This is a genomic window from Herbidospora sp. NBRC 101105 (assembly GCF_030269205.1).
Classification (GTDB): Bacteria; Actinomycetota; Actinomycetes; order Streptosporangiales; family Streptosporangiaceae; genus Herbidospora; species Herbidospora solisilvae.
This window is the reverse complement of record NZ_BSSX01000001.1, coordinates 423,172-446,568: the sequence shown is the minus strand read 5'-3', so window position 1 is coordinate 446,568 and position 23,397 is coordinate 423,172. Positions and strand designations below refer to the sequence as shown.

At 72.2% G+C, this 23,397-nt stretch carries 25 protein-coding genes, 1 pseudogene and 1 riboswitch; of the genes and pseudogenes, 9 read left to right on the top strand and 17 right to left on the bottom strand.

Annotated elements, in window-relative coordinates:
* Positions 1 to 65: 65 nt before the first annotated feature.
* Positions 66 to 998, bottom strand: a complete 933-nt coding sequence (locus QSK34_RS02060) for an ABC transporter substrate-binding protein (protein WP_285579252.1) — start codon at positions 996 to 998, stop codon at positions 66 to 68.
* 68 nt (positions 999 to 1,066) lie between these two features.
* A riboswitch (cobalamin riboswitch) is annotated at positions 1,067 to 1,199 on the bottom strand.
* Between the two features lie 27 nt (positions 1,200 to 1,226).
* On the opposite strand from QSK34_RS02060, the gene QSK34_RS02055 reads away from it, so the two are divergent.
* The 3 genes from QSK34_RS02055 (at position 1,227) to QSK34_RS02045 (ending at position 4,430) form a co-directional block, all read left to right on the top strand.
* Positions 1,227 to 2,426, top strand: a complete 1,200-nt coding sequence (locus QSK34_RS02055) for a sensor histidine kinase (protein WP_285579250.1) — start codon at positions 1,227 to 1,229, stop codon at positions 2,424 to 2,426.
* Positions 2,417 to 3,061 carry a response regulator transcription factor gene (locus tag QSK34_RS02050; RefSeq protein ID WP_161480286.1) on the top strand — a complete coding sequence of 215 codons (645 nt, stop codon included), beginning with the start codon at positions 2,417 to 2,419 and terminating at the stop codon, positions 3,059 to 3,061. Before QSK34_RS02055 ends, QSK34_RS02050 begins: the two co-directional genes overlap by 10 nt.
* 121 nt (positions 3,062 to 3,182) lie before the next feature.
* Positions 3,183 to 4,430: an acyltransferase family protein gene (locus tag QSK34_RS02045; protein WP_285579247.1), complete on the top strand. Its 1,248-nt coding sequence runs from the start codon at positions 3,183 to 3,185 to the stop codon at positions 4,428 to 4,430.
* On the opposite strand, the gene QSK34_RS02040 is transcribed toward QSK34_RS02045, so the two are convergent.
* Positions 4,396 to 5,253: a Gfo/Idh/MocA family protein gene (locus QSK34_RS02040; protein WP_285579245.1), complete on the bottom strand. Its 858-nt coding sequence runs from the start codon at positions 5,251 to 5,253 to the stop codon at positions 4,396 to 4,398. The genes QSK34_RS02045 and QSK34_RS02040 overlap by 35 nt on opposite strands.
* Before the next feature lie 88 nt (positions 5,254 to 5,341).
* Between QSK34_RS02040 and QSK34_RS02035 the strand changes: the two genes are divergently transcribed.
* Positions 5,342 to 5,932, top strand: coding sequence for a histidine phosphatase family protein (locus tag QSK34_RS02035; protein ID WP_407929410.1), 591 nt, complete (start codon positions 5,342 to 5,344; stop codon positions 5,930 to 5,932).
* Here the strand turns inward: QSK34_RS02035 and QSK34_RS02030 are convergent.
* The 3 genes from QSK34_RS02030 to QSK34_RS02020 form a co-directional block, all read right to left on the bottom strand.
* Positions 5,929 to 6,189, bottom strand: a complete 261-nt coding sequence (locus tag QSK34_RS02030; RefSeq protein WP_231515285.1) for a hypothetical protein — start codon at positions 6,187 to 6,189, stop codon at positions 5,929 to 5,931. The genes QSK34_RS02035 and QSK34_RS02030 overlap by 4 nt on opposite strands.
* 101 nt (positions 6,190 to 6,290) lie before the next feature.
* Positions 6,291 to 6,524, bottom strand: coding sequence for a DUF397 domain-containing protein (locus QSK34_RS02025; RefSeq protein ID WP_061294725.1), 234 nt, complete (start codon positions 6,522 to 6,524; stop codon positions 6,291 to 6,293).
* Complete coding sequence (locus tag QSK34_RS02020) at positions 6,511 to 7,347, bottom strand: Sco1979 family transcriptional regulator (protein ID WP_051759271.1); 837 nt, start codon at positions 7,345 to 7,347, stop codon at positions 6,511 to 6,513. The genes QSK34_RS02025 and QSK34_RS02020 overlap by 14 nt, the downstream gene beginning before the upstream one ends.
* Before the next feature lie 151 nt (positions 7,348 to 7,498).
* Here QSK34_RS02020 and QSK34_RS02015 point away from each other — a divergent pair, with 151 nt between their 5' ends.
* Positions 7,499 to 8,035: an ATP-binding protein gene (locus tag QSK34_RS02015; RefSeq protein ID WP_285579239.1), complete on the top strand. Its 537-nt coding sequence runs from the start codon at positions 7,499 to 7,501 to the stop codon at positions 8,033 to 8,035.
* Between the two features lie 362 nt (positions 8,036 to 8,397).
* A complete protein-coding gene (locus tag QSK34_RS02010) occupies positions 8,398 to 10,773 on the top strand; it encodes a helicase-associated domain-containing protein (RefSeq protein ID WP_285579237.1) in 2,376 nt (791 codons plus the stop codon).
* 85 nt (positions 10,774 to 10,858) lie between these two features.
* Here QSK34_RS02010 and QSK34_RS02005 read toward each other — a convergent pair whose 3' ends face one another.
* Entirely contained in the window at positions 10,859 to 11,758 is a 900-nt protein-coding gene (locus QSK34_RS02005) for an AraC family transcriptional regulator (RefSeq protein ID WP_285579235.1), read from the bottom strand.
* A gap of 121 nt (positions 11,759 to 11,879) precedes the next feature.
* Here QSK34_RS02005 and QSK34_RS02000 point away from each other — a divergent pair, with 121 nt between their 5' ends.
* Positions 11,880 to 12,197, top strand: a complete 318-nt coding sequence (locus QSK34_RS02000) for a putative quinol monooxygenase (RefSeq protein ID WP_285579233.1) — start codon at positions 11,880 to 11,882, stop codon at positions 12,195 to 12,197.
* 50 nt (positions 12,198 to 12,247) lie between these two features.
* Positions 12,248 to 13,186 (top strand): alpha/beta hydrolase, encoded by a 939-nt coding sequence (locus QSK34_RS01995; RefSeq protein WP_353051361.1) that lies wholly within the window; start codon positions 12,248 to 12,250, stop codon positions 13,184 to 13,186.
* Here QSK34_RS01995 and QSK34_RS01990 read toward each other — a convergent pair.
* The 4 genes from QSK34_RS01990 to QSK34_RS01975 form a co-directional block, all read right to left on the bottom strand.
* A complete protein-coding gene (locus tag QSK34_RS01990) occupies positions 13,183 to 13,566 on the bottom strand; it encodes a RidA family protein (RefSeq protein ID WP_285579231.1) in 384 nt (127 codons plus the stop codon). The genes QSK34_RS01995 and QSK34_RS01990 overlap by 4 nt on opposite strands.
* Positions 13,567 to 13,624: 58 nt before the next feature.
* Positions 13,625 to 16,126, bottom strand: a complete 2,502-nt coding sequence (locus QSK34_RS01985; protein ID WP_285579228.1) for a penicillin acylase family protein — start codon at positions 16,124 to 16,126, stop codon at positions 13,625 to 13,627.
* Positions 16,127 to 16,188: 62 nt separating this feature from the next.
* Entirely contained in the window at positions 16,189 to 16,725 is a 537-nt protein-coding gene (locus QSK34_RS01980; protein ID WP_030450624.1) for a DUF1349 domain-containing protein, read from the bottom strand.
* A 5-nt stretch (positions 16,726 to 16,730) separates the two neighbouring features.
* A complete protein-coding gene (locus QSK34_RS01975; RefSeq protein ID WP_285579226.1) occupies positions 16,731 to 17,663 on the bottom strand; it encodes an acyl-ACP desaturase in 933 nt (310 codons plus the stop codon).
* Positions 17,664 to 17,796: 133 nt separating this feature from the next.
* Between QSK34_RS01975 and QSK34_RS01970 the strand changes: the two genes are divergently transcribed.
* On the top strand, positions 17,797 to 18,402 hold the full coding sequence (locus QSK34_RS01970; protein WP_285579224.1) for an SHOCT domain-containing protein: 606 nt from the start codon (positions 17,797 to 17,799) through the stop codon (positions 18,400 to 18,402).
* Here the strand turns inward: QSK34_RS01970 and QSK34_RS01965 are convergent.
* The 7 genes and pseudogenes from QSK34_RS01965 to kamE form a co-directional block, all read right to left on the bottom strand.
* Positions 18,386 to 19,309: a hypothetical protein gene (locus tag QSK34_RS01965; RefSeq protein WP_285579222.1), complete on the bottom strand. Its 924-nt coding sequence runs from the start codon at positions 19,307 to 19,309 to the stop codon at positions 18,386 to 18,388. The genes QSK34_RS01970 and QSK34_RS01965 overlap by 17 nt on opposite strands.
* The gene (locus tag QSK34_RS01960; protein ID WP_285579220.1) at positions 19,306 to 19,770 is read right to left on the bottom strand and encodes a hypothetical protein; all 465 of its coding nucleotides are present in this window, start codon (positions 19,768 to 19,770) and stop codon (positions 19,306 to 19,308) included. Before QSK34_RS01960 ends, QSK34_RS01965 begins: the two co-directional genes overlap by 4 nt.
* Positions 19,771 to 19,773: 3 nt before the next feature.
* Positions 19,774 to 20,940 carry a macrolide family glycosyltransferase gene (locus QSK34_RS01955; protein ID WP_285579218.1) on the bottom strand — a complete coding sequence of 389 codons (1,167 nt, stop codon included), beginning with the start codon at positions 20,938 to 20,940 and terminating at the stop codon, positions 19,774 to 19,776.
* A gap of 208 nt (positions 20,941 to 21,148) precedes the next feature.
* Positions 21,149 to 21,727: pseudogene (locus tag QSK34_RS37720) on the bottom strand (nitroreductase); the annotation flags it as partial.
* Positions 21,728 to 21,777: 50 nt separating this feature from the next.
* Entirely contained in the window at positions 21,778 to 22,239 is a 462-nt protein-coding gene (locus tag QSK34_RS01950; RefSeq protein ID WP_285579215.1) for a MarR family winged helix-turn-helix transcriptional regulator, read from the bottom strand.
* 34 nt (positions 22,240 to 22,273) lie between these two features.
* Positions 22,274 to 22,642 carry a 3-aminobutyryl-CoA ammonia lyase gene (gene kal / locus QSK34_RS01945; protein WP_161480304.1) on the bottom strand — a complete coding sequence of 123 codons (369 nt, stop codon included), beginning with the start codon at positions 22,640 to 22,642 and terminating at the stop codon, positions 22,274 to 22,276.
* Positions 22,639 to 23,388 (bottom strand): lysine 5,6-aminomutase subunit beta, encoded by a 750-nt coding sequence (kamE, locus tag QSK34_RS01940; protein ID WP_285579212.1) that lies wholly within the window; start codon positions 23,386 to 23,388, stop codon positions 22,639 to 22,641. Before kamE ends, kal begins: the two co-directional genes overlap by 4 nt.
* Positions 23,389 to 23,397: the final 9 nt, after the last annotated feature.

Genomic DNA, 23,397 nt, shown 5'->3' with positions numbered 1-23,397 from the left:
ATCAGTTCGCCCTTCCGGAGGCAGTCCTCGGGAAAAAGCCCCGGCCGTGGAGATGATCTCGGCCATCAGCCCGCGGCCTTGGCCACCCCGGCGCCGATGGCCCTGGCCAGGTCGACCACGCGGGGGCCCCACCGGGAGGCGACGTCGTCGTCGAGCTCGACCACGTCGCCGTTCTCGACGGCCTTGAGGCCGCCCCAGCCGGGCCGCTCCGCGAGGGCCTTGGCGTTCTGCCCGCAGCACTTCACGTCGGCCAGGAAGATCAGGTCGGGGTCGGCCTTCGCGACGAACTCGGCCGACAGCTTGGGGTAGCCGCCCGCCGCGTCGGGGGCCTCGTCGGCGATGTTGACCAGGCCGAACAGGGCGTAGACCTGGCCGATGAAGGTGGTCGAGGTCGCGGCGTAGGGGGTGACGTCGAGCTCGTGGTAGTAGGTCAGCTCGGCCTTGGGGGCGGCGGCGGCCAGCGCGGCGAGCTCGCGCTTCATGCCGGCCACGACCTCGTCGGCCTTGGGCCGGTTGCCGGTGGCGGTGCCGAGCTTCTCGATCTCGGCGTACGCGTCGTCGATCTTGGTGGCGGCGGTCAGCACCAGCACCGGCACGCCGAGTTTGCCGAGGCCGGCGACCACGCCTTCGAGGTCGTTGGAGACGACCACCAGGTCGGGGTTGCGCGCGGTGATGGCCTCGACGTTGGGCTTGAAGCCCGACAGGTCGGTCTTGGGGGCCTCTGCGGGGAAGTTCGACTGGTCGTCGACCGCGGTGACCTGCGGCCCGGCGCCGATGGCGAACAGCGACTCGGTGGCCGTCGGCGACAACGACACGATCCGCTGCGGCCTGGCGGCGATCGTCACCGCGCCGTTGGCGGCCTGGACCGTCACGGGGAAGGGGCCGCTGGGGGCGGCGGACGCGGCGGGGGCGGGGGTGGCGGTGTCACTGCTGCCGCAGCCGGACAGCAGGGCGACACCCAGCAACACGCCCGCGAGGGCCGTGCGTAGGGGCCTCACGAGTTTCCTCCGAAGGGAGTTGCCGGAAACGAGAGACCCGGGGACGGATCACCCTTTCCACGAGGGCGGACGACGTCGGCGACGACGCAGGCGACCTGGCTGACCCTCGGAGGAGGGATCACAGTTGCGGGAACAGCGCCGGGTTCACACCGGACTTCGCTGCGGCGTCACGCGTCCCATACGTTACCAACAGCCTTTTCGCCGGGAACGTGAGGCTATGCTGACCGCATGGTGCGGCGGACCGTCACGGCGACCGGGCGGCTTCTGCTGGGACTCCTCCTGGTCCCCCTGTGCCTGCTGGCCATCGCCGTCACCGTCTTCACCCTCGTCGTCTCCGCGACCTACCTCGGGCTGCTCCTGCTCCCCTACGCCATCCGGCTCAACCGGGGCGTCGCGTCGCTGGCCCGGCGGAACGCGGGGGCGTGGCTCGGCCGGCCGGTCACGGCGTCGTACCACCCGATCAGGGGCGGCGTGCTCACCCGGGTGCGCGTGGTCATGGGCGACCCGCAGACCTGGCGGGATCTGGCGTTCCTCGCCCAGCACGTGTTCACCGGCCCGTTCGGCGCGATCCCGGCGGTCGCGTTGTGGGGCGCGCTCGGCTGGGCGCTGTCGCTGCCGCTGTGGTGGGACGCGCTCGGGCCCGGCCACCACATCTACCTGCCGTGGGCGCTCGACTCGTGGGCGACGGTGGCGGTCACCGTCCCGTTGTTCATGGCGCTGGTCGCGGCCGTCGGGTTCCGGGTCGTGCCGCTGGTCGCCGACGGGCTGGCGCAGCTGGCCCGGTCGCTGCTCGCGACGCCGCAGCACGTGCGGCTGGCCGAGCGGGTGGCCGAGGCGCTCGACGCCCACGGCTACGAGCTGCGCCGCATCGAACGCGACCTGCACGACGGCGCGCAGGCCCGGCTGGTCTCCATCGCCATGCGGCTCGGCATCGCCGAACGTGTCCTGGCCACCGACCCCGGCAAGGCCGCCGCCCTGATCACCGAGGCCCGGCTGAGCACCGAGGAGACCATGACCGAGCTGCGCGGGATCATCCGCGGCATGTACCCGCCGATCCTGGCCGACCGGGGCCTGCCGGGGGCGGTCGCGGCGCTGGCGGCCCGCTCGCCGGTGCCGGTCGAGACCGAAACGGCCGACGTCGGGCGGCTCCCGGCGGCGGTCGAGGCGGCGGCCTATTTCGTGATCGCCGAGGCGCTGACGAACGTCGCCCGGCACAGCTCCGCCGGCAAGGCGAGGGTGCGCGTCCGGCGTACCGAGAACAGGCTGACCGCCGAGGTCACCGACGACGGCCGGGGCGGCGCCGACGAGAACGGCGGATCCGGGCTGGCCGGCATCCGCCGCCGGGTCAGCGCCTTCGACGGCGTGACCACACTGACCAGCCCGCCCGGCGGGCCGACGACGCTGCGGGTGGAGCTGCCGTGCGAGTGATCATCGTGGAGGACAGCGTGCTGCTGGCCGAGGGCCTCACGCTGCTGCTCAACACCGAGGGCCACGAGGTCGTCGCCACCGTGGGCACCGCCGCGGAGTTCCACACGGCCGTCGACGAGCACCGCCCCGACATCGCCGTGGTCGACATCCGGCTGCCCCCGACCTTCCGCGACGAGGGGGTGCGCGCCGCCGTGGAGGTCCGCCGCGTCCACCCCGGCCAGCCGATCCTGGTGCTCTCCCAGTACGTCGAGCAGACCTACGCGACGGAGCTGCTGGCCGGGGGCGGCGGCGGCATCGGCTACCTGCTGAAGGACCGCGTGGCCCGGGTGTCGGAGTTCGTCGACGCGCTGGAGCGGGTGGCCAAGGGAGGCACCGCCATGGACCCCGAGGTCATCGCCCAGCTCCTGGTCCGCCGGCACGCCCACCCGATCGACTCGCTCACCCCGCGCGAGCGCGAGGTCCTGTCGCTGATGGCCGAGGGCCACTCCAACACCGACATCGCGGCCTCGCTCGTGGTCACCGAACGGGCCGTGCACAAGCACGTGGGCAACATCTTCGCCAAACTCGGCCTGCCGCCGAGCGACAGCGGCCACCGCCGCGTGCTGGCGGTCCTGGCCTATCTGAGCGGGGTGTAGCCAGCACCACCATCCGCGGTGGCGGAGACCCGTCGATCAAGTCGGGTGCCCGCGGGACCGACTTCGACGGCCGTTCTCGGGAGGCTCAAGGGGAACCGATTCCCCCCGAAGGCGGCCCCCCATGTCGATGACCCACCCCCATCCCGTCCATCCCGTCGCCTCGCCGCGCGACCCGTTCGTCGACGTCCTGCGGGTGCTGGGCATGGTGCTCGTCGTGGTGCAGCACTGGACGATGCCGGTGCTGCTCGACCGCGGGGGCGACCTGGTCACCGGCAACGCGCTGGCGTCGGTGCCGCTGGTCACGTGGGTCAGCCAGGTCATGCCGCTGGTGTTCTTCGCCGGGGGCGCGGCCAACTACCTGAGCTGGACCGCCAAGCCCCAGAGCGCGGAGAAGTGGATCGGCAGGCGGGTGGTGCGGCTCGGCTGGCCGGTGCTGCCGCTGATCGCCGTGTGGTTGCCGCTGCCCTATCTCCTGGGCGCGCTGGGTGTGCCCGCGCAGCCGCTGGAGGTGGCGTCGCGGCTGGTCGGCCAGCTGCTCTGGTTCCTCGCCGTCTACCTGCTCGCGGTGGTGACCACGCCGCTGCTGGCGCGGGTGCGGGCCGGGGTGCTGGTCCCGGCGTTCGCCGCCGGGGCGCTCGCCGTCGACGTCGTGCGGTTCTCCGGGTTCGAGGCCGCCGGATATCTGAACGTCGTGTTCGTCTGGCTCGCCGTCCACCAGATCGGGTTCCTGTACGCCCAGGGCAGGCTCGCCCACCTGACCGGCCGCAGGGCTCTGTGGTTGGCCGTCGCCGGGTTCGCGATGACGGCGGCCATGGTGCTCGCCGGCCCCTACCCGGCCAGCATGATCGGAATGCCCGGGATGCCGTCGAACATGGCCCCGCCGAGCGCCGTGATGCTCGTGGTCTTCGCCGGTCAGCTCGGCCTGGCGTTGTGGGCGCGCGAGCGGCTGAACCGGGCGCTGCCCGCGCCGGTGCTGGCCTGGCTGGCGCCCCGCATGATGACCTTCTACCTCTGGCACATGACCGCGCTCATCACCGTCGGCGGCGTCGCCTTCGTCGGGTTCGGCGTGGCGACCCCCGAGCCGTGGTCGCCGGCGTGGTGGCTGCTGCTGCCGATCTGGCTCGGCTGGTTGTCGCTGGTGCTGGCCGTGCTGACCGCGCTGCTGGCCCGGTTCGAGGCGGCGCCCCCGGCGAGCCCGACCCGCGCGAGGACCGTCGCGGCGGTGGGGCTGTCGGCGGCCGGGCTGCTCACCCTGACCGTCACCGGGTTCACGCCGGGCACGTTCGTCCCGGCCGCCGGCAGCGCCGCGCTCGCGCTGGGCCTGGCCCTGCTGCTCAGGCGGAGAGCTGCCGCTCCGCTTCCGCGATGATCCGCTGGAGGCGCAGCCCGTGGGCGGCGTCGAGCGGGTGGCCGCCGCCGTTCCTGACCGTCTGGGCGAACTGCGCGACCATCCGCTCGAAGGCGTCGTCGCCCAGCATGGCCCCGAGCAGCGTGGCCGAGCCCTTCCGGCCGAACACCTCGACGCGGGCGTCGGGCAGGTCGCCGGTGGCGGCCATGGTCAGCGACACCTCGCTGACCGCGCCCGTCTCGTGCTCCAGCAGCAGCCCGACCCAGCCGAGCGTGTCGCCGTGGGCGCGCACCGAGGCGATCGGGCCGAGCGCGGCGTCGAGCAGGTCGAGCATGTGCGGGCCGACGTCGAGGATCGCGCCGCGCTCCAGCCGCCACGGCGTCGCGAACGGGCCGCCGTGCAGCGCGCCGCCGATGTTGGCGGCGTATCCGCCGAACGGCTCGATCCCGGCGGCCTTCTCCAGGAAGGCGGTGGTCGCGGCGGCGTACCGGAAGGAGAACACCATCTGCGTCGCCACGCCGGTCTCGGCGACGGCGTCGGCGAGCCGCCGGGCGCCGTCGAGGCTGTCGGCCAGGGGCTTCTCCAGCAGCAGGGCCTTGCCGGCCTGTGCGGCCAGCACCCCGAGTTCGGCCTGCACGCCCGGCGGCACGCAGAACGCCACCGCGTCGCAGTGGTCGAAGAGCTCGTCGAGCAGCTCGAACGCGCGGGTGCCGTGCCTGGCGGCGAGCTCGCGCGCGGCCTCGGGGCGGCGGGCCCAGATCCCGGCCAGCCGGGTGTCCGGCCCGGCGGCGAGCTTGGGCGCGTGGATCATGCCGGCCCACGGCCCGGCTCCGATCAACCCCACAGATACCGGTTCCATCCGCCAACTCCCCTTTGTCGCGACACGTCCGCGATCAGAGACTATCGACCGGGCACCGGCCATCATGGGTTCGGTGAACATCATCCTGCTGCGCCACGGCGAGACCGAATGGAGCAGAGTCGGCCGCCACACCGGACGGACCGACATCCCGCTGACCCCCCGCGGCGAGGCGCAGGCCCGTGCCCTGAACACCCTGGTCGGAGACAAGGACTTCGAGCTGGTGCTGGTCAGCCCGGCCCAGCGGGCGACCAGGACCGTCGAGCTGGCCGGGCTCGCCGACTGGGAGACCGACCCCGACCTGTGGGAGTGGGACTACGGCGGCTACGAGGGCGTCACCACGGCCACCATCCGGCAGTCGATCCCCGGCTGGTACATCTGGCGCGACGGCGTCATCCCCGGCGACTCGGCCCATCCGGGTGAGAGCGTCGACCACGTCGGCGAGCGCGCCGACCGGGTGATCACCCGGGCCGTCGACGCGCTCACCGGTGAGGACAGCTCGGTGCTGCTCGTGGCGCACGGCCACTACCTGCGGGTGCTGGCGGCCCGCTGGCTCGGCCTGCCCGCCTCCGAGGGGAGGCTGCTCCGGCTCGACACGGGCACCTACAGCTCACTGGGGTACGAGCACGGTGAACGGGTCGTCCTGAGCTGGAACTCGCCGATCTAGGAGTTGACGGGCGCGGGCTGCGGTCCGCGCCCGGTGAGCCATTCGAGGACCTTGCGGTGTCCCCGGCGGGCGTCTTCGAAGTGCCCCCAGCGCCAGTAGCGGGGCTGGTCGCGGACCCCGGTGACCCAGGTCCGGTACGCCACCGGCCGCGGCTTGCCGTCATGGGGATCGGCCGCCGAGGCGACACCGTAGGTCCTGATCACGACCCGGCCGCCGGGTGCGAAGAGCACGTCGTCGGCGACGGGATACAAGGTCATCTGGTCCAGCATGGGATCCATGCTGCCGGACCCGTGTTACACACCTGGCCCAAAGCCGTTAAGTGCGTGAACCTCGTGTTAAAAGTCGTGGTGAAACGGCGTCACGCGACCAGGCCGTCGAACTCCCCGTCCTTGACACCCAGCACCAGTGCGCGGATCTCGTCCCGCGTGTAGATGAGCGCCGGCCCCTCGGGGAACCGGGAGTTGCGGACGGCGACCCCGCCGTCGGGCAGCTCCGCGAGTTCCACGCAGTTGCCCGTGGAGTTGCTGTGCAGGCTCTTCCGCCACTGAACGCCGGAAAGGGCGGTGGCGGGCATCCCGTTATAAGTCTGCATACACTTTCTCTCTGAGAAGATCATCGAGCAGGTCCCTGGTCCCGCCCGGCGTGGTGCTCTCCACGCAGAGCTGTTCCATGGCCGTGAGGTACGGATCGATGTCCTCGCGTTTGTCGAGGTACAGAGCGCCCCAGAGTTGCTCGACGTAGACCACGTCCGAAAGGTCGGACTCCGGAAACCGCAGGATGGTGAAGGCCCCGCCCTCGGCGGCGTGCATGCCGAAGCGGAACGGCATCACCTGCAGGGTGATGTTGGGCAGCCGGGCCACGTCGAGCAGATGCTCGATCTGCTCGCGCATGATCTTGGGCCCCCCGATGGGCCGGCGAAGCGCCGCCTCGTCGATGACCGCCCACAGGCGCGGGCCGCCCGCGTGGGCCAGCCGCTCCTGTCGCTGCATCCGCACATGCACGCGGCGTTCGATCTCGTCATCGGCGGCGTCGGGGAACCCGAGCCGGATGACCGCGCGGGCGTACGCCGACGTCTGGAGCAGGCCGGGCACGAACTGCACCTCGTAGGTGCGGATCACGCTGGCCGCCTCCTCCAGTCCGATGAAGGTGACGAACCAGTTCGGCAGCACCTCGCCGAACTTGTGCCACCAACCGGGCGTGTTGGCCTCCCGGACCATCTCCAGGAGTTGCCGTCGCTCCGCGTCGTCGACGACGCCGTACAGGGTGAGCAGGTCTTCGACGTCTCGTGTCTTGAATCCGACCCGGCCGAGTTCCATCCGGCTGATCTTGGATTCGGAGGCCCGGATGTGGAATCCGGCCTCTTCGCGGGTGAGGTCCCGCTCCTCGCGCAGCCTCCGGAGACTGGCGCCGAGCATGATGCGCCGGACGGTGGAGCCGGAACCTGGCGGGTCGATGGACACGAGTCATTCCTCCGGTATGTGGACTGAACTACAGTCTGTCAAAGATCGCCCCTTTCGTCCCAGGGTCGTTTTGGGTAACGGTAGCGCCTGCAACGACCATCTGCACGTGCATCCGCTGTTGCACATGCACGAGACCGTGCCCCATCATGATCTCGTGCACTCGGTCCTCGAATGGTCGGCACTCGATTGGTGGCCCCCGGTCGGCTGGTGGCCCGAACCCGCGCGCGACCTTCCGCCTGCCGTCTCCCCCACGCAGGCCGCCACGTTCGTCCTGCCGCCCAAAGCCGATTCGGTCCACAGCGCCCGCAGCTTCGCGACCGGCACGCTGACCGGCTGGGAACTCGGCGAGATGTGCGACGGCATGGAACTGGTCGTCTCCGAACTGGCCACCAACGCCCTGCGCCACGGCCTGGAGATCGGCGGCCGGCACCGGCGCGAGGTGATCAGGCTGGCCCTGATCAGGCGCGGCGGCTTCGTCACCTGCGCGCTCACCGACCCCGGCTCGGCCACCCCGGTCATGCGCGAGGCCAACCCCTTCGAGCCCGGCGGGCTCGGGCTCCACATCGTCGAGTCGATCAGCGTGCGCTGGGGCTGGTCGCCCCTCGCCCCGCACGGCAAGGCCGTCTGGGCCGTCCTGAACTAGTTCCCCGCCCGATCTCTCGCCGGCCGAGGGGTGCTCCCGTGTAGCCCGGACTACGCGGGGGCACCCCTCGGCCGACGGGTTCCCCGGCAGATCCCCCACGCGAGACACGCCCGGCCTCCGGCCGCCCACGTTTCGCTCTTCTGATGCCTCTGGGGCCTCTGTTAACGCCCGGCCAGGAATTCCCCATCGAGTATCCGGGATCGCCTTCCGATCGCGTGATCCTGTGCTGAGGTGGAGTTCAGCACGCTCGCGGGGAGGAGGGAGAACAGGAGAATGACCTTTTCGTCGCCCAGAGTGCCGAATATCTTGATCTCACGTGCGTCTCCACCACCGCGGCTTCCCGAGGCCCTGAGAGATCTGTGATGGACGATCACCTAATCGCCTGGCTGACAACTCTCGACGAAGACCGGCTCGCGCGTGTCCTGGCCAACCGGCCGGACGCCATCGCCCCGCCCTGGCCCCGGCGGATCGATGCGCTGGCGCAGCGGCTCGGCAACACGTTCGCGGTCATGGAGGTCATGCGCGGCCTCCCTCTGCCCCCTCTGGAGCTCCTGCAGGCGTGCCTGGTCATCGGCGGCCGCCCGACGGAGGACGAACTGGCCCGGTTCCTCGGCGTGTCCACCTCCGAGGTCATCCCGTGGCTCGACCGGCTCTACGACTGCGCGCTGGCCTGGCCCGGCCCCGACGGCCGCATCCACCTGGCCGAGGCGGTGGCCCGCTGGTGGACCGCGCCGTGCGGCCTGGGCGAACCGCTGGCCCAGTACCTGGAGTCGTGGGCGCTGAACGTTGAAGGGCTGCGGCGCATGTGCCGCACGCTGGGCATCCCCCCGGCGGGCGGCAAACGCCAGATGACGGCGCGGGTGACCGCGCTGCTCAGCGACCCCGACAAGCTCGGCGACCTGCTCTCCACCGCCCCCGAGGGCACCGTCGGCCTGCTCGACGACTTCGCCTGGGACGGCCCGGTCCGCAGCGTCGACGGCAACCGCTTCGTCAACCCCGGCACCCCGGAGAAGTGGGCCCAGGACCGGGGCCTGCTGTTCCGCACCCAGTGGGACGTCGCCGAGATGCCCCGCGAGGTCGCCCTCGGCCTGCGCGGCCCCGAATACCACGGCCCCTTCACCCCCTATCCGCCCGACCTGGCGACGATCCCGGTCGACCGCGAGGCCGTCGACCTGGCGATGGCGCTGGCCGCGCCCCACCTGCTCGACCGCGCCACGGCGCTGCTGGAGAACACCGACAAGACCACGCTCCCGCTGCTGAAGAACGGCGGCGTGGGCGTGCGCGAGATCCGCCGCGTGGCCAAGGAGACCGGCACCTCCGAAGAGGAGACCCGGCTGCTGATCGAGGTCTGCGCGGTGGCCCGGCTGCTCGCCCTCGACGAGAAGGCGGGCGGCTTGGTGCCGACCGACCGCTTCGACGCCTGGCGGCTCGACGACGCCCCCCACCGGCTGCGGGTGCTGCTGGCGGCCTGGTGGCGGATGGAACGCTCGTCGCTGCGCCGCGTCGACGGCCGCTATCCGGTGGTGCTCGGCGACGACCCCGCCGGTGAGACCCTCGCCCGCATCCGCCGGGCCGTTCTCGGCGCCCTGACCGACGTCGAGCCCGGCCAGGGCTTCGCCACGCTGCAGGAGCTGGTGCAGTCGGTGCATTGGCGGGCGCCGCTGCTCGACCGCGAACTGCTCGCCGAGTCGGCGCCCGGCCTCCTGGAGGAGGCGCGGCTGCTCGGCCTGACCGCCTGCGACTCCCTCACCGACCTCGGCCGCGCGCTGGCCTCCCTTTCGGCGGTGGCCGGAGACGAACACGACGACTCGGTCCCCGAGGTCGAACACGACCCGGCGCTGGCCGAGTGCTCCACCCGGGCGCTGGCCAGCGCGCAGCGCACCGCCCTGTTCGGGGCCGACCTGACCGCGGTGGTCACCGGTCCCCCGGCGGTCGAACTGACCTCGCTGCTCGACCGGGTCGCCACCCGCGAGGCCAAGGGCGCGGCGTCGATCTGGCGGTTCAGCCCCGCGACCGTGCGCCGCGCGCTCGACGCCGGGTCGACCGCCGACGAGCTGCTCGACGAGCTCGCCCAGGTCGGCACCCTCCCCCAGCCGCTCGTCTACCTCATCAACGACGTCGCCCGCCGCCACGGCGAGGTGACCGTGACCTCGGTCGGCTGCATCGTGCAGGGCTCCGACCCGGGCCTGCTGGCCGAGATCGCCGGGCACCGCAAGCTGGCCAAACTGGGCCTGCGCCAGCTCGCCCCGACGGTGCTGGCCAGCACCGCACCCGCCGACCGCACCCTCCGGGCGCTGCGCGAGGCCGGCTACGCCCCCGTCCCGGTGAACGACACCGGCGACATCGAGATCCGCCGCGAGCCGCAGGGCGGGCGGCTGATCCTGCTGCCGGGCGGCCGGGTCGCCGAGCTCGAACCGCCGCCCCTGCTGACCGAGCCCCCGCCCGATCCCCACGAACACGCCAAGCGCCTGATCAAGAGCCGCGACGACGGCCGCCAGAGCGGCCACACGTGGGCGCTGATCGGCCGCCTCGCCAGCCGCCTGCCGACGGCCCAGCAGTCGCTCCTGGGCTTCGTCGTCGACCGCGGCGTCCGCGCCCTGATCACCCTGTCCGACGGGGTGACCGCTACCGTCAGCCACGGCGAACTGCACAGTGGCGTCCTCGACGCCTGGTGCGAGGAAGCGGGCGACTACCTGGAGTTCCCCCTCAACGAGATCGCGTCCGTAACGGCTTCTTAGTTACGGCTCCGCCCACCCCGGCCCCGCCCGCCGCCCCGGTCGCGCGCCGTGTCCGGCGCCGACCGGCCGCGCGCGTCGGCGGCCGTCACGACAGAGCGCCCACCGACTTGGAGGACGGACGCAGCGTGGCGTCCTGACTGGGTGGCGTCCCGAACTGGCGGCGGTACTCCCTGCTGAACTGGGACGGGCTGTCGTAGCCGACCCGATGCCCCACCCCGGCGATGTCGCCGGGGCTGGTGGCCAGCAGGAGCCGGGCCTCCTGGAGCCGGATCTGCTTCTGGAACTGGATCGGGCTCATCGCGGTCACCGCTTGGAAGTTGCGGTGGAACGCCGACACGCTCATGCCGGACAACCGCGCCACCTCCTCCACCCGGAACGGCTGCGCGTAGTGCTCCCGGATCCAGCGCACCGCCCGCGCGACGTGGCTGAGCCCGCTGTCGGCCAGCCCGAGCTGCCGCACCGCCGCGCCCTGCGGCCCGCTCGCCACCAGCCAGAGGATCTCCTTGATCACCAGCGGCGCGAGCACCGCCCGGTCCCGCGGGCGTTCGATGAGCCGCAACAACCGCACCACCGCGTCGAGCAACTCGGCGGAGACGTCGCTGACCGCCAGCCCCGGCGCCGCACCGCCCGGCTCCCGGGGCACGTCGCCGGCCCCGGCCGACAGCAGCACCTCGGCCACCGCCTCGGGCCGCAGCACCAGCCCGAACCCGAGCGCGGGCCGCTCCCGCGTCGCGCCGACGAAGTGGCCGGTGACCGGCAGGTCGACGGAGGCGACGAGATACTGCCCGGCCCGGTAGTCGTGGACGCGGTCGCCGAGCGCGAGCCGCTTCTCCCCCTGCGCGATGACCGCCAGCACCGTCCCGGACATGGAGGTCTCCGGCGGCTCCGACCGCTCGACCCGGGAGATGAGCACCCCGTCGATGGGGGTGGTCATGTCGGGACGGGCGTGCCGGTTCAGCAGCCCGCGCAGCTCTTCCATGCTCATCGCCCGATTACACCGTCCACGAGAGGATCAGGCAAGAGCAGGCGAGCATCGTGCTACCTCCGAACTGGGCGAGGGCGTGTAATTGAGGCAACGGAAACACCCCCGACGAGAAGGAATGAGCATGACCGCCGCCTATGGTTTCACCGCCACCATGACCGCCCACCCCGGCCGCGGCGACGACCTGGTCGCCCTCCTGCTGACCGGCCTCGACGCCGGCTCCCCCGCCGCGAGCGAGCACTGCCTGGTCTACCTGGTCAGCCGCTCGGCCGCCGACCCCGACGTCGTCCAGGTCACCGAGGGCTGGACCACGGAGGCCGACCACCACCGCCTGTTCGCGGGCGAGCCGGCCCAGTCCATGGTCGCGAAGATCGCCCCTCTCCTCGCGGGCGAGTCCACCTACGCCGACCTCACCCCGGTGGGCGGCAAAGCCACCCTCTGAACCGCCCCCAAGCCCTCCTGCTCCTCCGCGTACCACCGAAAGGACCCCTGATGACCCCCGTCCGGCCCGCCGTCGACGCCGAACTCCGTGCGCTGTCCGCCGACCTGCCGCTCATGCCCGAACTGACCCCGGAGGTGGTCGCGACGCTGCGCGCGATCCCGTCCGCTCCCCTCGGCACCCTGCTCGGCGGCCGGGCCGTCGAGCGGCGGGAGGTCACCGTGGCCGCCGAGGACGGCGCGGAGATCCCGCTGACCGTGCTCGTCCCGCCCGGCGCGGTGAACGCGCCCTGCGTCGTCTGGATCCACGGCGGCGGCATGATCATGGGCGACCGGTTCGCCAACCTCGACATCCCGCTGGAGTGGCTCGACCGGTTCGGCGCGGTCGTCGTCACCGTCGACTACCGTCTCGCCCCCGACGTCACCGGCACGACCCTGGCCGAGGACTGCTACCGGGCGCTGACCTGGGCCGCCGGGAACGCCGCCGAGCTGGGAGTCGACCCGGCGAGGATCGTCGTCGCGGGCGTCAGCGCCGGCGGCGGGCTGGCCGCCGGGGTCGCCCTCATGGCCCGCGACCGGGGTGGTCCCGCGCTCGCCGCGCAGGTGCTGATCTGCCCCATGCTCGACCACCGCGACGCGACCACGTCCACCCACCAGTTCACCGGACCGGGAGTGTGGAGCCGCGAGATGAACGCCTACGGCTGGCTGGCCGTGCTCGGCGGCCTGACCGGCGACGACGTCCCGGCCTACGTCTCCCCCGCCGTCGCCGACGACCTGTCCGGACTCCCGCCGGCCTACGTCGACGCCGGCTCCGCCGAGGTCTTCCGCGACGAGGACGTCGCCTACGCCACCCGCATCTGGGCCGCCGGGGGCCGCGCGGACCTGCACGTGTGGGACGGCGGCTTCCACGGCTTCGACGCCCTCTACCCCGGCGCCGCGCTCTCCCAAGAGGCCCGCCGCACCCGGACCGAGTGGCTGGACCGGCTGCTCTAGTCCCGGAGCACGGCCACCATGTCGATCTCCACGAGCTTGTGGTCGAGCGTCGAGCCGACGGTGGTCCGCGCCGGGAACGGCCGGGCCATCGCCGACTCGTAGACGGCGTTGTACGCCTCGTAGTCCCGCCCCAGATCGGCGAGGTGGACGGTCACCTTGACGACGTCCGAGAAGTCGAGCCCCCGTGCGGCGAGCAGCGCCCGCAGGTTGCCGAGCACCTGCCGCGTCTGGGTGGCGACGTCGTCGCCGACGACCTCCCCGGTGACGGGGTCGTGCGGCCCGGTGCCGGCGGTGTAGAGGAACCCGCGGGCGACGACGGCCTGCGAGTAGGCGCCTCCGGGTGCGGGCACGCCGTCGGCGCTGATCACTTCCCTGCTCATGGGTCCGTTGTAGAACGCGGCCGGGCGGCCGGGGCGCGCGCCGCGCCCGCCACAACCTCTACGGGGTGAGCGTCAGTTCGTCGGCCGTGGCCCGCCCGACCGCCTCCTCGGTGAAGGGCCAGGGGGTGGTCCTCCCCTCGGCCCACAGGTCGGCCTGGTCGGCGTAGTTGCCGTTGAAGGCGTGGCCCGAGGCGCCGGTCAGGTTGACCCAGGTCGAGGCGTCGAGGTCGGCCAGGTCGACGACCATGCGCATCGACGGCACCCAGTTCACCTCGTAGTTCCCCGACGCGGCGTCCCAGCCGGTGGCGTCGACGGCGTCCTTGCCGCCGGACAGGCGGTAGGGGCCGCGGTTGAACAACCACTCGATGGGGCCGATGCCGCTGGTGCCGAAGGTCTCGTTGACGAGTTCCAGGGTGTGCAGGTCGCCCCACGTCCACGCCTTCGGGTCGTCGCCCAGCGTGCCGCGCAGTTCCGTGGAGGCCGCGGCGAGGGCGGCGCGCAGGATGTCGTCGCGCTGCTCGGCGGCGGGCGTCTTCACGTCGTCCCACCAGGTGTCGGACGGGTCGTCGAGGAGCCGCCGGACCACCTCCCACCAGCGGTCGTTGCCGCCGGGGCGCAGGTCCTCGGTGAGTTCGTCGTCGAAGGTCAGCGTGAGGAGGTGGCGCCAGACGGCGTTGAAGTAGGCGGCCGGGGCGCTGTCCTTCCCCTGCGTGAAGTCCCAGCCGGCGAACAGGGCGGTGTCGGCGCCGCCGACCCTCCTCAGGTGCGGGACGAGGATGGGCGCCAGGCCGTTGAAGGAGTCCTGGTGGATCGCCGACATGACGTCCTTGGTCACCTTGCCGGCCGACACGGCCTGGGTGATGCGGTCGGCGATGCGCTGCGAGCGGTAGCCGTAGGCCCAGTCGTCGGTGAGGAAGTGGCTGTACCCGGGGCCGACGACCGCGTTGTTGGCCGTCGCGATGAACCCCTCGTCGGGGTTGAACGCCGTCGGCAGTTCGTCGAACGGGATGAAGCCGGTCCACTCCTGTTCGCCGGTCCAGCCCTCGGCGGGCCACTTGCCGTCGCCGCCCGACCGGACCGGGATCTTCCCGGGGGCCTGGTAGCCGATGTTGCCGGAGGTGTCGGCGTACACGAGATTCTGGGACGGGACCTCGAACTGGGCCGCGGCCTTCCGGAACTCGTCCCAGTCAGTGGCCCGGCCGAGCATGAAGATGGCGTTGCCGGTGTTGCCGGGGTCGAGCGCGGTCCAGCGCAGCGCGACCTCGACGCCCTGCGTCTTCAGCGGGGCGACCGGCCCGAAGACGTCGGAGACGATCGGGCCGTGCCGGGTGGTGCGCACGGTCAGGTCGACCGGCTGCCCGCCCGCGACCTCGATGCGCTCGGTGCGGGTCTCCAGCGGGGCCCAGGTGCCGGAGATCTCGTAGGTGTTCTCGCGCACCCGCTCCAGATAGAGGTCGGCCACGTCGGGGGCGAGGTTGGTGAAGCCCCACGCGATCGTGCGGTTGTGGCCGATGACGACGCCCGGCAGGCCCGAGAAGGTGAAGCCGGAGACGTCGTAGGGGCACTCGGCCGACAGGGTGCGGCAGTGCAGGCCGGCCTGGTACCAGATCGAGGGCATCTTCGGCCCGAGGTGCGGGTCGTTGGCCAGCAGCGGCTTGCCGGTGTCGGTGTGCTTGCCGGACACCACCCACGAGTTGGAGCCGATGCCCTTCGGGTCGCCCCCGCTGCCCAGCAACGACGGCACGGCGTTCAGCGTGGCCGAGACGCGCCGCAGGGCGTCGGCCGCCGCGGTCGTGGTCTCCCGGTCGCCCGAGGTGAACGCGCCGTCGCGGACGCCGCCCTCGCCGACGATGGGCCGGTGCCGGTCGTAGGGGTAGGGCGGGAACAGCTCCTCGACCCGTTCCCTCGGGAGGGTCGCGGCGTCGACGGCGCGCTCGATCTCGTCGTCCATGTTCGACCGCAGGTCCCAGGCCATCGCCTTCAGCCACGCCAGGGAGTCGGCCGGCGTCCACGGCTCGGGTTCGTAGGCGCCGTTGGTGAGCTTCAGGACGGCGTACTCAAGGCTCCTGGACGTGAAGCCCGCGTTGTCCTTCATCCAGGCGTTCACCCCGGCGGCGTAGGCGTCGAGTCCCGCCTTCGCCTCCGGGGTGAGGAGGTTGAGCTCCTGTTCGGCCACCCGGCGCCAGCCAAGTGTCCGGACCACCTTGTCGATCTCCAGGGTGGAGCCGCCGAACAGCTCCGACAGGCGCCCGGCCGTGGTCTTGCGCCGGAAGTCCATCTCCCAGAACCGGTCCTGGGCGTGGACGTAGCCCTGCGCCCGGAACAGGTCGGCGGCGGTGTCGGCGTAGATCTGCGGCACGCCGAACCCGTCGCGCCGCACGGTGACCGCCTTGGTGAGCCCCGGCAGCCGCAGCTCACCGCCGGTCTGCGGGAAGGACGCGCGGACCACCCAGACGATCCCGCCGGCCGCGACGAGCACGAGCACGAGAAGCGTCGTGAGGATCCGCAACGCCCAGCGGAGCGGCCACGAGAACCTCTTGTACGGAGCGAACCTCACCATTCCCGGACCTTCCCGCTCATGTGCGCATCACAGTATGCGGGTCCGGAAGGGTGTTCTGGTACCTAGCCGGTGATCACGACTTCGGAGAAGTCGACCTGGAATCCCTTGCCGACGGGGGCGGCCGCCATCGCCCCGGCGAGCGCGGGCACCCCCGGCGGGAAGTAGGCCAGCCGGAGCAGCGTGGCGGGCTCGCCGCCGTTGACGCCCCAGTTGATGTGCACGGCGTCGCCCTCGCGGACGAGCTCGAACGTGACCGAGGTGGTGCCCTCGGGGGCGAGCATCACCGACCAGTCGGAGAAGTCGCGGGTGACGACGGCGCTGATCTGGAGGGCGCCGTCGACGAACTCCACCCCTGCCTTGATCCAGTTGTTCTCGTCGGCGCGCAGGATGGCCCCGGCCTGGTCGTACTGCTCGGCGTAGTCGGCCGTGAAGGTGACCCGCACCTTGGCGTCGCCCTCGACGGTGCGGCCGTACATCGGCGCGGTGTCGTAGGTGTAGCCGTAGTGGGTCTGCCGCCACAGGTCGGTCTCGCCGGTGACGGAGAAGGTCAGGGTGTCTCCGTCTGCGGTCCAGCTCGCAGGCTCATTGATCCACGTCATATGGGCTATTTTGCCGCTTCCCGGGCTCGCCGGGCATCCCTTCGCTCCTCGAATCGCTTCGCGGTGACTTCGAGGTTGTCGAGGAACTCGGCGAGCTCCTGGCGGGCCTTCTCGCCCTCGGGGTCGAGGCCCTCCTTCTCGAAGACCTTCCACTGCCGCAGGACCGGCATCAGCACCTCGTCCTTGTGCGAGCGCAGGTCGTAGATGCCGGCGTGGGCGATCTGCATGGACATGCGGGCGAACCCGGCCATGCCCGCGCCGGGCATCTGGAAGCTCTTCACCACGTCGGTGATGGCGCGCATGGTCTGGTTCGGGTCGAGGTCGAGGGCCGCGCCGAGGAGGTTGCGGTAGAAGAGCATGTGCAGGTTCTCGTCGGCCGCGACGCGGGCCAGGATGCGCTCGCACGTCTCGTCGCCCGACGCCCTGCCGGTGTTGCGGTGGGCGATGCGGGTCGCCAGCTCCTGGAAGGAGACGTAGGCGAGCTGCTGCAGCATGGTGCCGTATTCGGTCTGGAACCCGGCCTCCATGTGCGCCATGCGGGCCCGCTCGAGCGCCTTGGGGTCGAGGGCGCGCGAGGCGATGAGGTAGTCGCGGATGACGATGGAGTGGCGGCCCTCCTCCGCCGTCCAGCGCCCGACCCAGGTGCCCCACGCGCCGTCGCGCCCGAAGGTGGTCGCGATCTCGTGGTGGTAGCTCGGCAGGTTGTCCTCGGTCAGCAGGTTGACCAGCAGGGAGGTGCGGGCGACCTCGGGGATCGTGGAGTCCTCCGGCCGCCAGGCGGTGCCGCCCAGAATTCCGTCGAAGGTCCGCGCGTCGTCCCACGGGACGTACTCGTGCGGGAACCATTCCTTGGCCACGCCCAGGTGCCGGTTGAGATTCTCCTCGACGACGGGTTCCAGCTCGATGAGGAATTCCGTCTGCGTCAGTGTGCGCGCCATCTCAGCTCCCCACTTAACTTACGTTTTCGTAACCTACGCTAGCGTAGCTTTGTGGTGAAAGGTTCGAGCCCGCGCACAAGCCGACGCCCCAGTTCTTGTAGATACCGGCGCTTGCCGAGGTAATGTGCGGCTCATGCCCAAAGGTGCCCGCGTCTGGATCGGTCTGTCGGTCGGCCTTCAGCTGATCTGGACCCTGCCTCTGACGGTCTTCATGTACGTCCTGTGGACGAACGGCGGGCCGCAGGTCAATCTGACCATGTCCATCGTCTTTGGAACGCTCTCCCTCGCCGTGGTCGTGGCGCTCGCCCTGACGATCGCGGCGTGGCGGCGCACCGACGCCCGCGAACGCGCGCTGCGCGAGAACGGCCTGCGCGCCGAGGCGGTGGTGACCGACGTGGTGCCGACCGGCGTGCGCGTCAACAACCAGCTCATGTACCGCCTGGTCGGGCACGTGCCCGACGTGCCGGGCATGGAGCTGCGGCAGTCGACCATCTGGCCGGTGCCGCCGGGCACCCGCCTGACCGTCGCCTACAGCCCCGACCGCCCCGGGAAGCCGCTCATCCTCGACGACCTCAAGTCGCTGGCCCACCGCATGCGCGTCGGGCCGGTGCCGCCGCTGGCGACGGGCGCCGACGCGGTCATCCAGCGGCTCACGCAGCTCGACCGGCTGCGGCAGTCGGGCGCCATCTCCGACGAGGAGTTCGACCGGCTGAAGTCCGACGTCATGGACGGTCAGTAGCCCCCGTGTGCGCGCGGATCACCGAGATCACCAGGGCGGTGGTGCGGGCCAGGTGGGTGCGGCCGTCGGGCAGCCGCGCCGCCGGGCTGATGTAACCGCGCCGCCCCATGTGGGTGGCCGGGTCGAGCCGGTGCACGGTGACCTTCCCGGCCCGCACTGCCCGGTTCCAGCCGCTGCCGCGCAGCAGCCGCCAGCGCTGCGGGAACATCCAGACGGACACCCGCTCGATGACGTCACCGCCGCTGGTGACGCGGTGCAGTTCGCAGGCCCGGGTCAGGTCGTTGGCGCCGTTGTGGAACCCGCCGATGGTGATCACCAGGATCGGGACCCGAAGCCGCGTGTGCAGCTCCTCGACCGCACCGGTCGCGACCTGCGCGCCGCCGCTGTAGCCGAGCAGCACCACCGGCGTGCCGCTCCCGGGCCGGTGACCGGCGCGGCGCAGGTGCCCGGCGATCTGACCGCCCACGGCGCGGTTGTACAGCGGACGGTAGCGGCGGTCGGCGGCGACGAAGACCTGCATGACGTTGTGCAGGAACAGCAGCAGCCCGGCGTGGTGCCGGATCCACTCCCACACGGGCCGGTCGGCGAGCGGGTCGGCCAGCGGCGAGTAGGGCTGCACCTGACCGAGCACCCGCAGCTCCGGCGCGCCGTCGAGCAGGGCCTGGACGAGTTGCCCCCCGTCTCGCGTGTCGCGGAAGCGCCGTTTCCCGATGCCGTCGAGATAGACCAGGTAGGCGGCCGGAGGACGGGCCGGGTCGGCGCCCCGGGCGTAGGGCATGCCGGGCGGGAGGTCGGTGACGGGCGTGCGCCAGCCGGCGGTGTAAGCCAGCACCTCGTAGCGGGCGAGCAGCGCCTCCGCGAGCAGGACCGGCCCGAGCACCAGCACGAACAACGGGACCTCGATCATGCGGTCACCGGCCGCGCGACCAGCCGCCGGACGGCCTCGATGGCGGCCCCCAGCCCTGCTCCGGCGACGGCCACGCAGCCTGCGGCAGCCCACCAGCCCAGTCCGGTCGTGGCGGCGAGCGGACCGACGAGGCCGGCCCCGACCTTCACGAAGAGCAGCAGGTGCAGCAGGGGCCCGAGCAGCGGGAACGCCAGCACGGCGGCCAGCAGCAGCGGGGCGACCAGGCCGGGTGTCCAGGTCAGCGCGGCGGCGTCCGGCACCGGCCGCACCACTCCGGCGAGGGTCCAGGCGGTCAGCGGCCACAACGCGAACGCCGTGCCCTCGACCACGGCCCCCGGCAGCAGCAGCACGACCGCGTGCGACCGCGACCCGCCGGGCCGGCGGGCGACCATGGGCAGGATCCGCCCGGCGGCCTCCGACAACCCGGCGAGCAGCAGCAGGACGACGACGGCGGGGGACATGGGTCAGCGCTCCCGTCGCGCGTCGGCCCGGCGCAGGTGGTGTTCGAGTTCGTCGGCGGCGCGGCAGTGGCCGCCGGCCGCACGCTGGGCGGTGCGCAGGGTGGCCACCGCGGCCCGGAAGCGCGGCTCGCCGAGCAGGCGCCGGGCGAGGCCGCGCACGGCGTCTTCGGTGGCGTCGCGGGGATCGATCGCCAGGCCCGCGCCGAGTTCGGCGACCCGGCGGGCCACCAGCGGCTGGTCGGCGCCCTGGGGGACCACCAGCATCGGGACGCCGGCGTACAGGGCCTCGTTCACGCTGTTCATCCCGCCGTGCGTGACGAACAGCGCGGCGCGGGCCAGCACCTCCGGTTGCGGCACGAAACGGCGGGCGAGCACGTTGCCCGGCAGCGGGCCGAGGGCGGCAGGGTCGGTGGCCCCGGTGGCGACGACCACGGTGCCGCCCAGCGGCGCGAGCGCGGCGGCGAAGGCGCGCAGCAGGTCCGGACCGGCGTCGAACACGGTGCCCGGCGAGGCGTACAGCACCGGATCCCGCAACCGGTCGGCGGGGAACGACGGGTCGGGCGGACGGGCGCCCACGCTCGGGCCGACGAACCGGTAGGACCGGTCGAAGGCGGCGGCGCCGGGCTGGAACGCGCGCGAGGTGAAGACCAGGTTGAGCGGCTGCCGCACGTCCGCCAGGTCGAGCAGGGGCAGCCCGCGGGTGTCGTGGCGGCGGCGCAACGCCCACCGCGACCGCAGGTAGCCGCGGGCGTCGGGCAGCCGGGCCGCCGCCGAGGCCAGCAGCTCCCGCGACGCGCGGGTGGGGCTGGGCGCCTGACGGTTGAACGCGAACGTGGTGAACAGGGACGCCGCCGGTACCCGCAGTTCGCGCGCGGCGACCGCGCCCCACGGGCAGGCCGCGCCGTGCACGATCAGGTCGGGCCGCAGCCCGCGCAGGTCGGCGAGCACCCCCGGCAGCAGGTCGAGGGTGGCGCGCGCGAGCGCGCCGAGCATCGTGAGCGGGATCGGCGGATCGGGAGGCGGCCGGTCGCCCCCGGAGTAGAGGAACACCTTCGCGCCGGCGGCCCCCGCACTCTCCGCGAACGCGGGCGAGGTGTGGTAGCCGACGGAGTGGCCGCGCCGGACGAGCTCGGCGACGACCGGCAGCGTCGGGTTGACGTGCCCGTGCATGGCGAGGTTGACGAACGCGACGGTGCCATCGCGCGACCTTCGAACGGGCGGACGCGGCCAGGCCGTAGAGGCCGCCCCGCGAGGACAGGGGGCCGGACGGGAACACCCGGCGCCGCCGTCCCGCGCCCTCGACGAAGGTGACGGTCTCGTCGAGCGGGGCCCGGCCCGTGCGCGGGTGCCGCACCGTGACGTCCTCGTAGCCGATCGACAGGCCGCAGAAGAGGACGAGCCCCTCGGGGGGCGACAGCACCTCCGCGACGGTCGTGCGGTAGACCGACCAGGCCATCTGCGGGCAGCTGTGCAGCCCCTCGGCGCGCAGCAGCAGCATGACGGTCTGCAGGTACATGCCGACGTCGGCCCATTGGGGCGGGCCCATGCCGGCGTCGATGTAGCAGAACAGGGCGGCGGGGGCGCCGAAGCACTGCCAGTTCGCGGCGGCCGCCCGCCGGCGCGACTCCCAGTCGTCGCGCGGCACGCCGAGCGCGCCGTAGCGCTCCTTGCCGAAGGCGGCCCGGCGCTCCCGGTAGGGGGACTTCAGGTCGGCCGGGTACATCGGGTATTCGCGCTCGTCCCAGGCGTCATCCGCGGCCACGCGCGCGCCCGCCCGCTTCTTGAGCTCGGCCAGGGGCTCGCCGGTCAGCACATAGACGTGCCACGGCTGGAGGTTCGACCCCGACGGCGACCACGCCGCGGCGGCCAGCACCCGCTCCAGCACCTCTCTCGGCACCTGCCTGCCGGTGAATCCGCGCACCGCCCGTCGGCTGGTGACCGCTTCGTAGACGTTCACGATCACACCCCCAATTCGTTACATATACGACGGTATCACATGTAATGGTATCAATCGATACTATGTGACGAAGGCGACTCCGCCGGATAGGCGAACCGGGTCAGCAGATCCCGCAGCACCTCGGCCTCTCCGGGCCCCAGGTGGGCGACCAGCCGCTCGGCCAGCGGCTCCGCCGCCGCCTGGGCCGCATCGAAGAGCTCCCGGCCCTCGGGGGTGATCTCCACCGCCCGCACCCGCCGGTCACCCGGGACGGGCCTGCGCACGGCCAGCCCCATCCGCTCCAGGTCGTCGACGACCCGCATGATCCCGGCCTTGTCCGAGCCCGTCGCCGGCGCCAGGTCGCGCTGCACGGTGGGCCCGCGGTCGACCAGCACGACCAGCACGGCGAAGTGCCGCAACTCGATGCCGAGAGGGCGGAACGCCTCGGTCATCACCGCGGCCGCACGCCAGTGGGCCTGGCGCAGCAGGAGGCCGAGGGCGAACGGTCCCGAGGCGGAAGTCTCATGAGTCATGAGACGATATTAATCATTACATTCTCATTCGATACTATTTGGCGGGGACCACGACCGTGCCGGTCGCCGTGGTGACCACGAGGGGCGGGTCGAGCACCTCGCTCGCCGACGGCGACAGATCGGGCCGGGCCCGGCAGACCACCCGCGCCTCGAAGGCCAGCGTCCTGCTGCGGGTGCCCACGCGGGTCACCTCGGCCGTCACCTCGACCACGTCGCCCGCGACGACCGGGGCCCGGAACTGCACGTCCTGGTAGGAGGCGAACAGGCCCTCGTCGCCGTCCATCCGGATGCAGACCTCGGTCGCGACGTCGCCGAACAGGCCGAGGACGTAGGCGCCGTCGACCAGCGAGCCGCCGTAGTGGGCGTGGGAGGCCGGCACGTAGCGCCGGTGGGTGACCCTCATTCGCGCACCAGCGCGTGGACGAGGTAGCTCGCCACCTCACCCGGTGTGGTGCCCTTGCCGAAGATGCGGTCGACGCCCAGGTCCGACGGGGTCACCGTGTCGAAGCGGGGGCCGCCCACGATCAGCAGGGGACGGCCGAGGCCGCCCGTCAGGGAGGTCGGGTAGGCCTCGGTGAAGGCGGCGGCCATCTGCTTGGTGTTGTGGATGTGGGCGCTCTTCTGGGTCACCACCTGGGAGACGAGCACCGCGTCGGCGTCCACCGCCTTCGCCCGTGCCACGAGGTCGCCGACGGCCACCTGCGCGCCCATGTTGTGGACCTCGATCTCCCGGTAGTACTCCAGGCCCTTCTCCCCCGCGAACCCCTTCACGTTGAGGATCGCGTCGATGCCGACCGTATGGGCGTCGGTGCCGATGCAGGCGCCGACCACGACCAGCCGCCGGCCCAGGCCGGCCTTGACGGCGGCGTTGACCTGGGCCGGTGTCAGCAGCTCGAACTCCCGGCCCTCCGGCACCTCGATGCCGGCGTAGTCGATGAGGTGGGTCGCCTTCCCGTACACGATGAAGAAGGTGAAGTCGGGGCCCATGGCCTTGCTGTGCACCACGCTCGCCGGGTCGAGGCCCATCTTCCCGGCCAGTTGCAGCGCCGCCAGTTCGGCGCGCGGGCCGTGCGGGACCGGCAGGGTGAAGCTGACCTGGATCATCGCGTCGCCCGTCGTGTCGCCGTACGGGCGGATGATCTGTTTCATCGTCTCGAC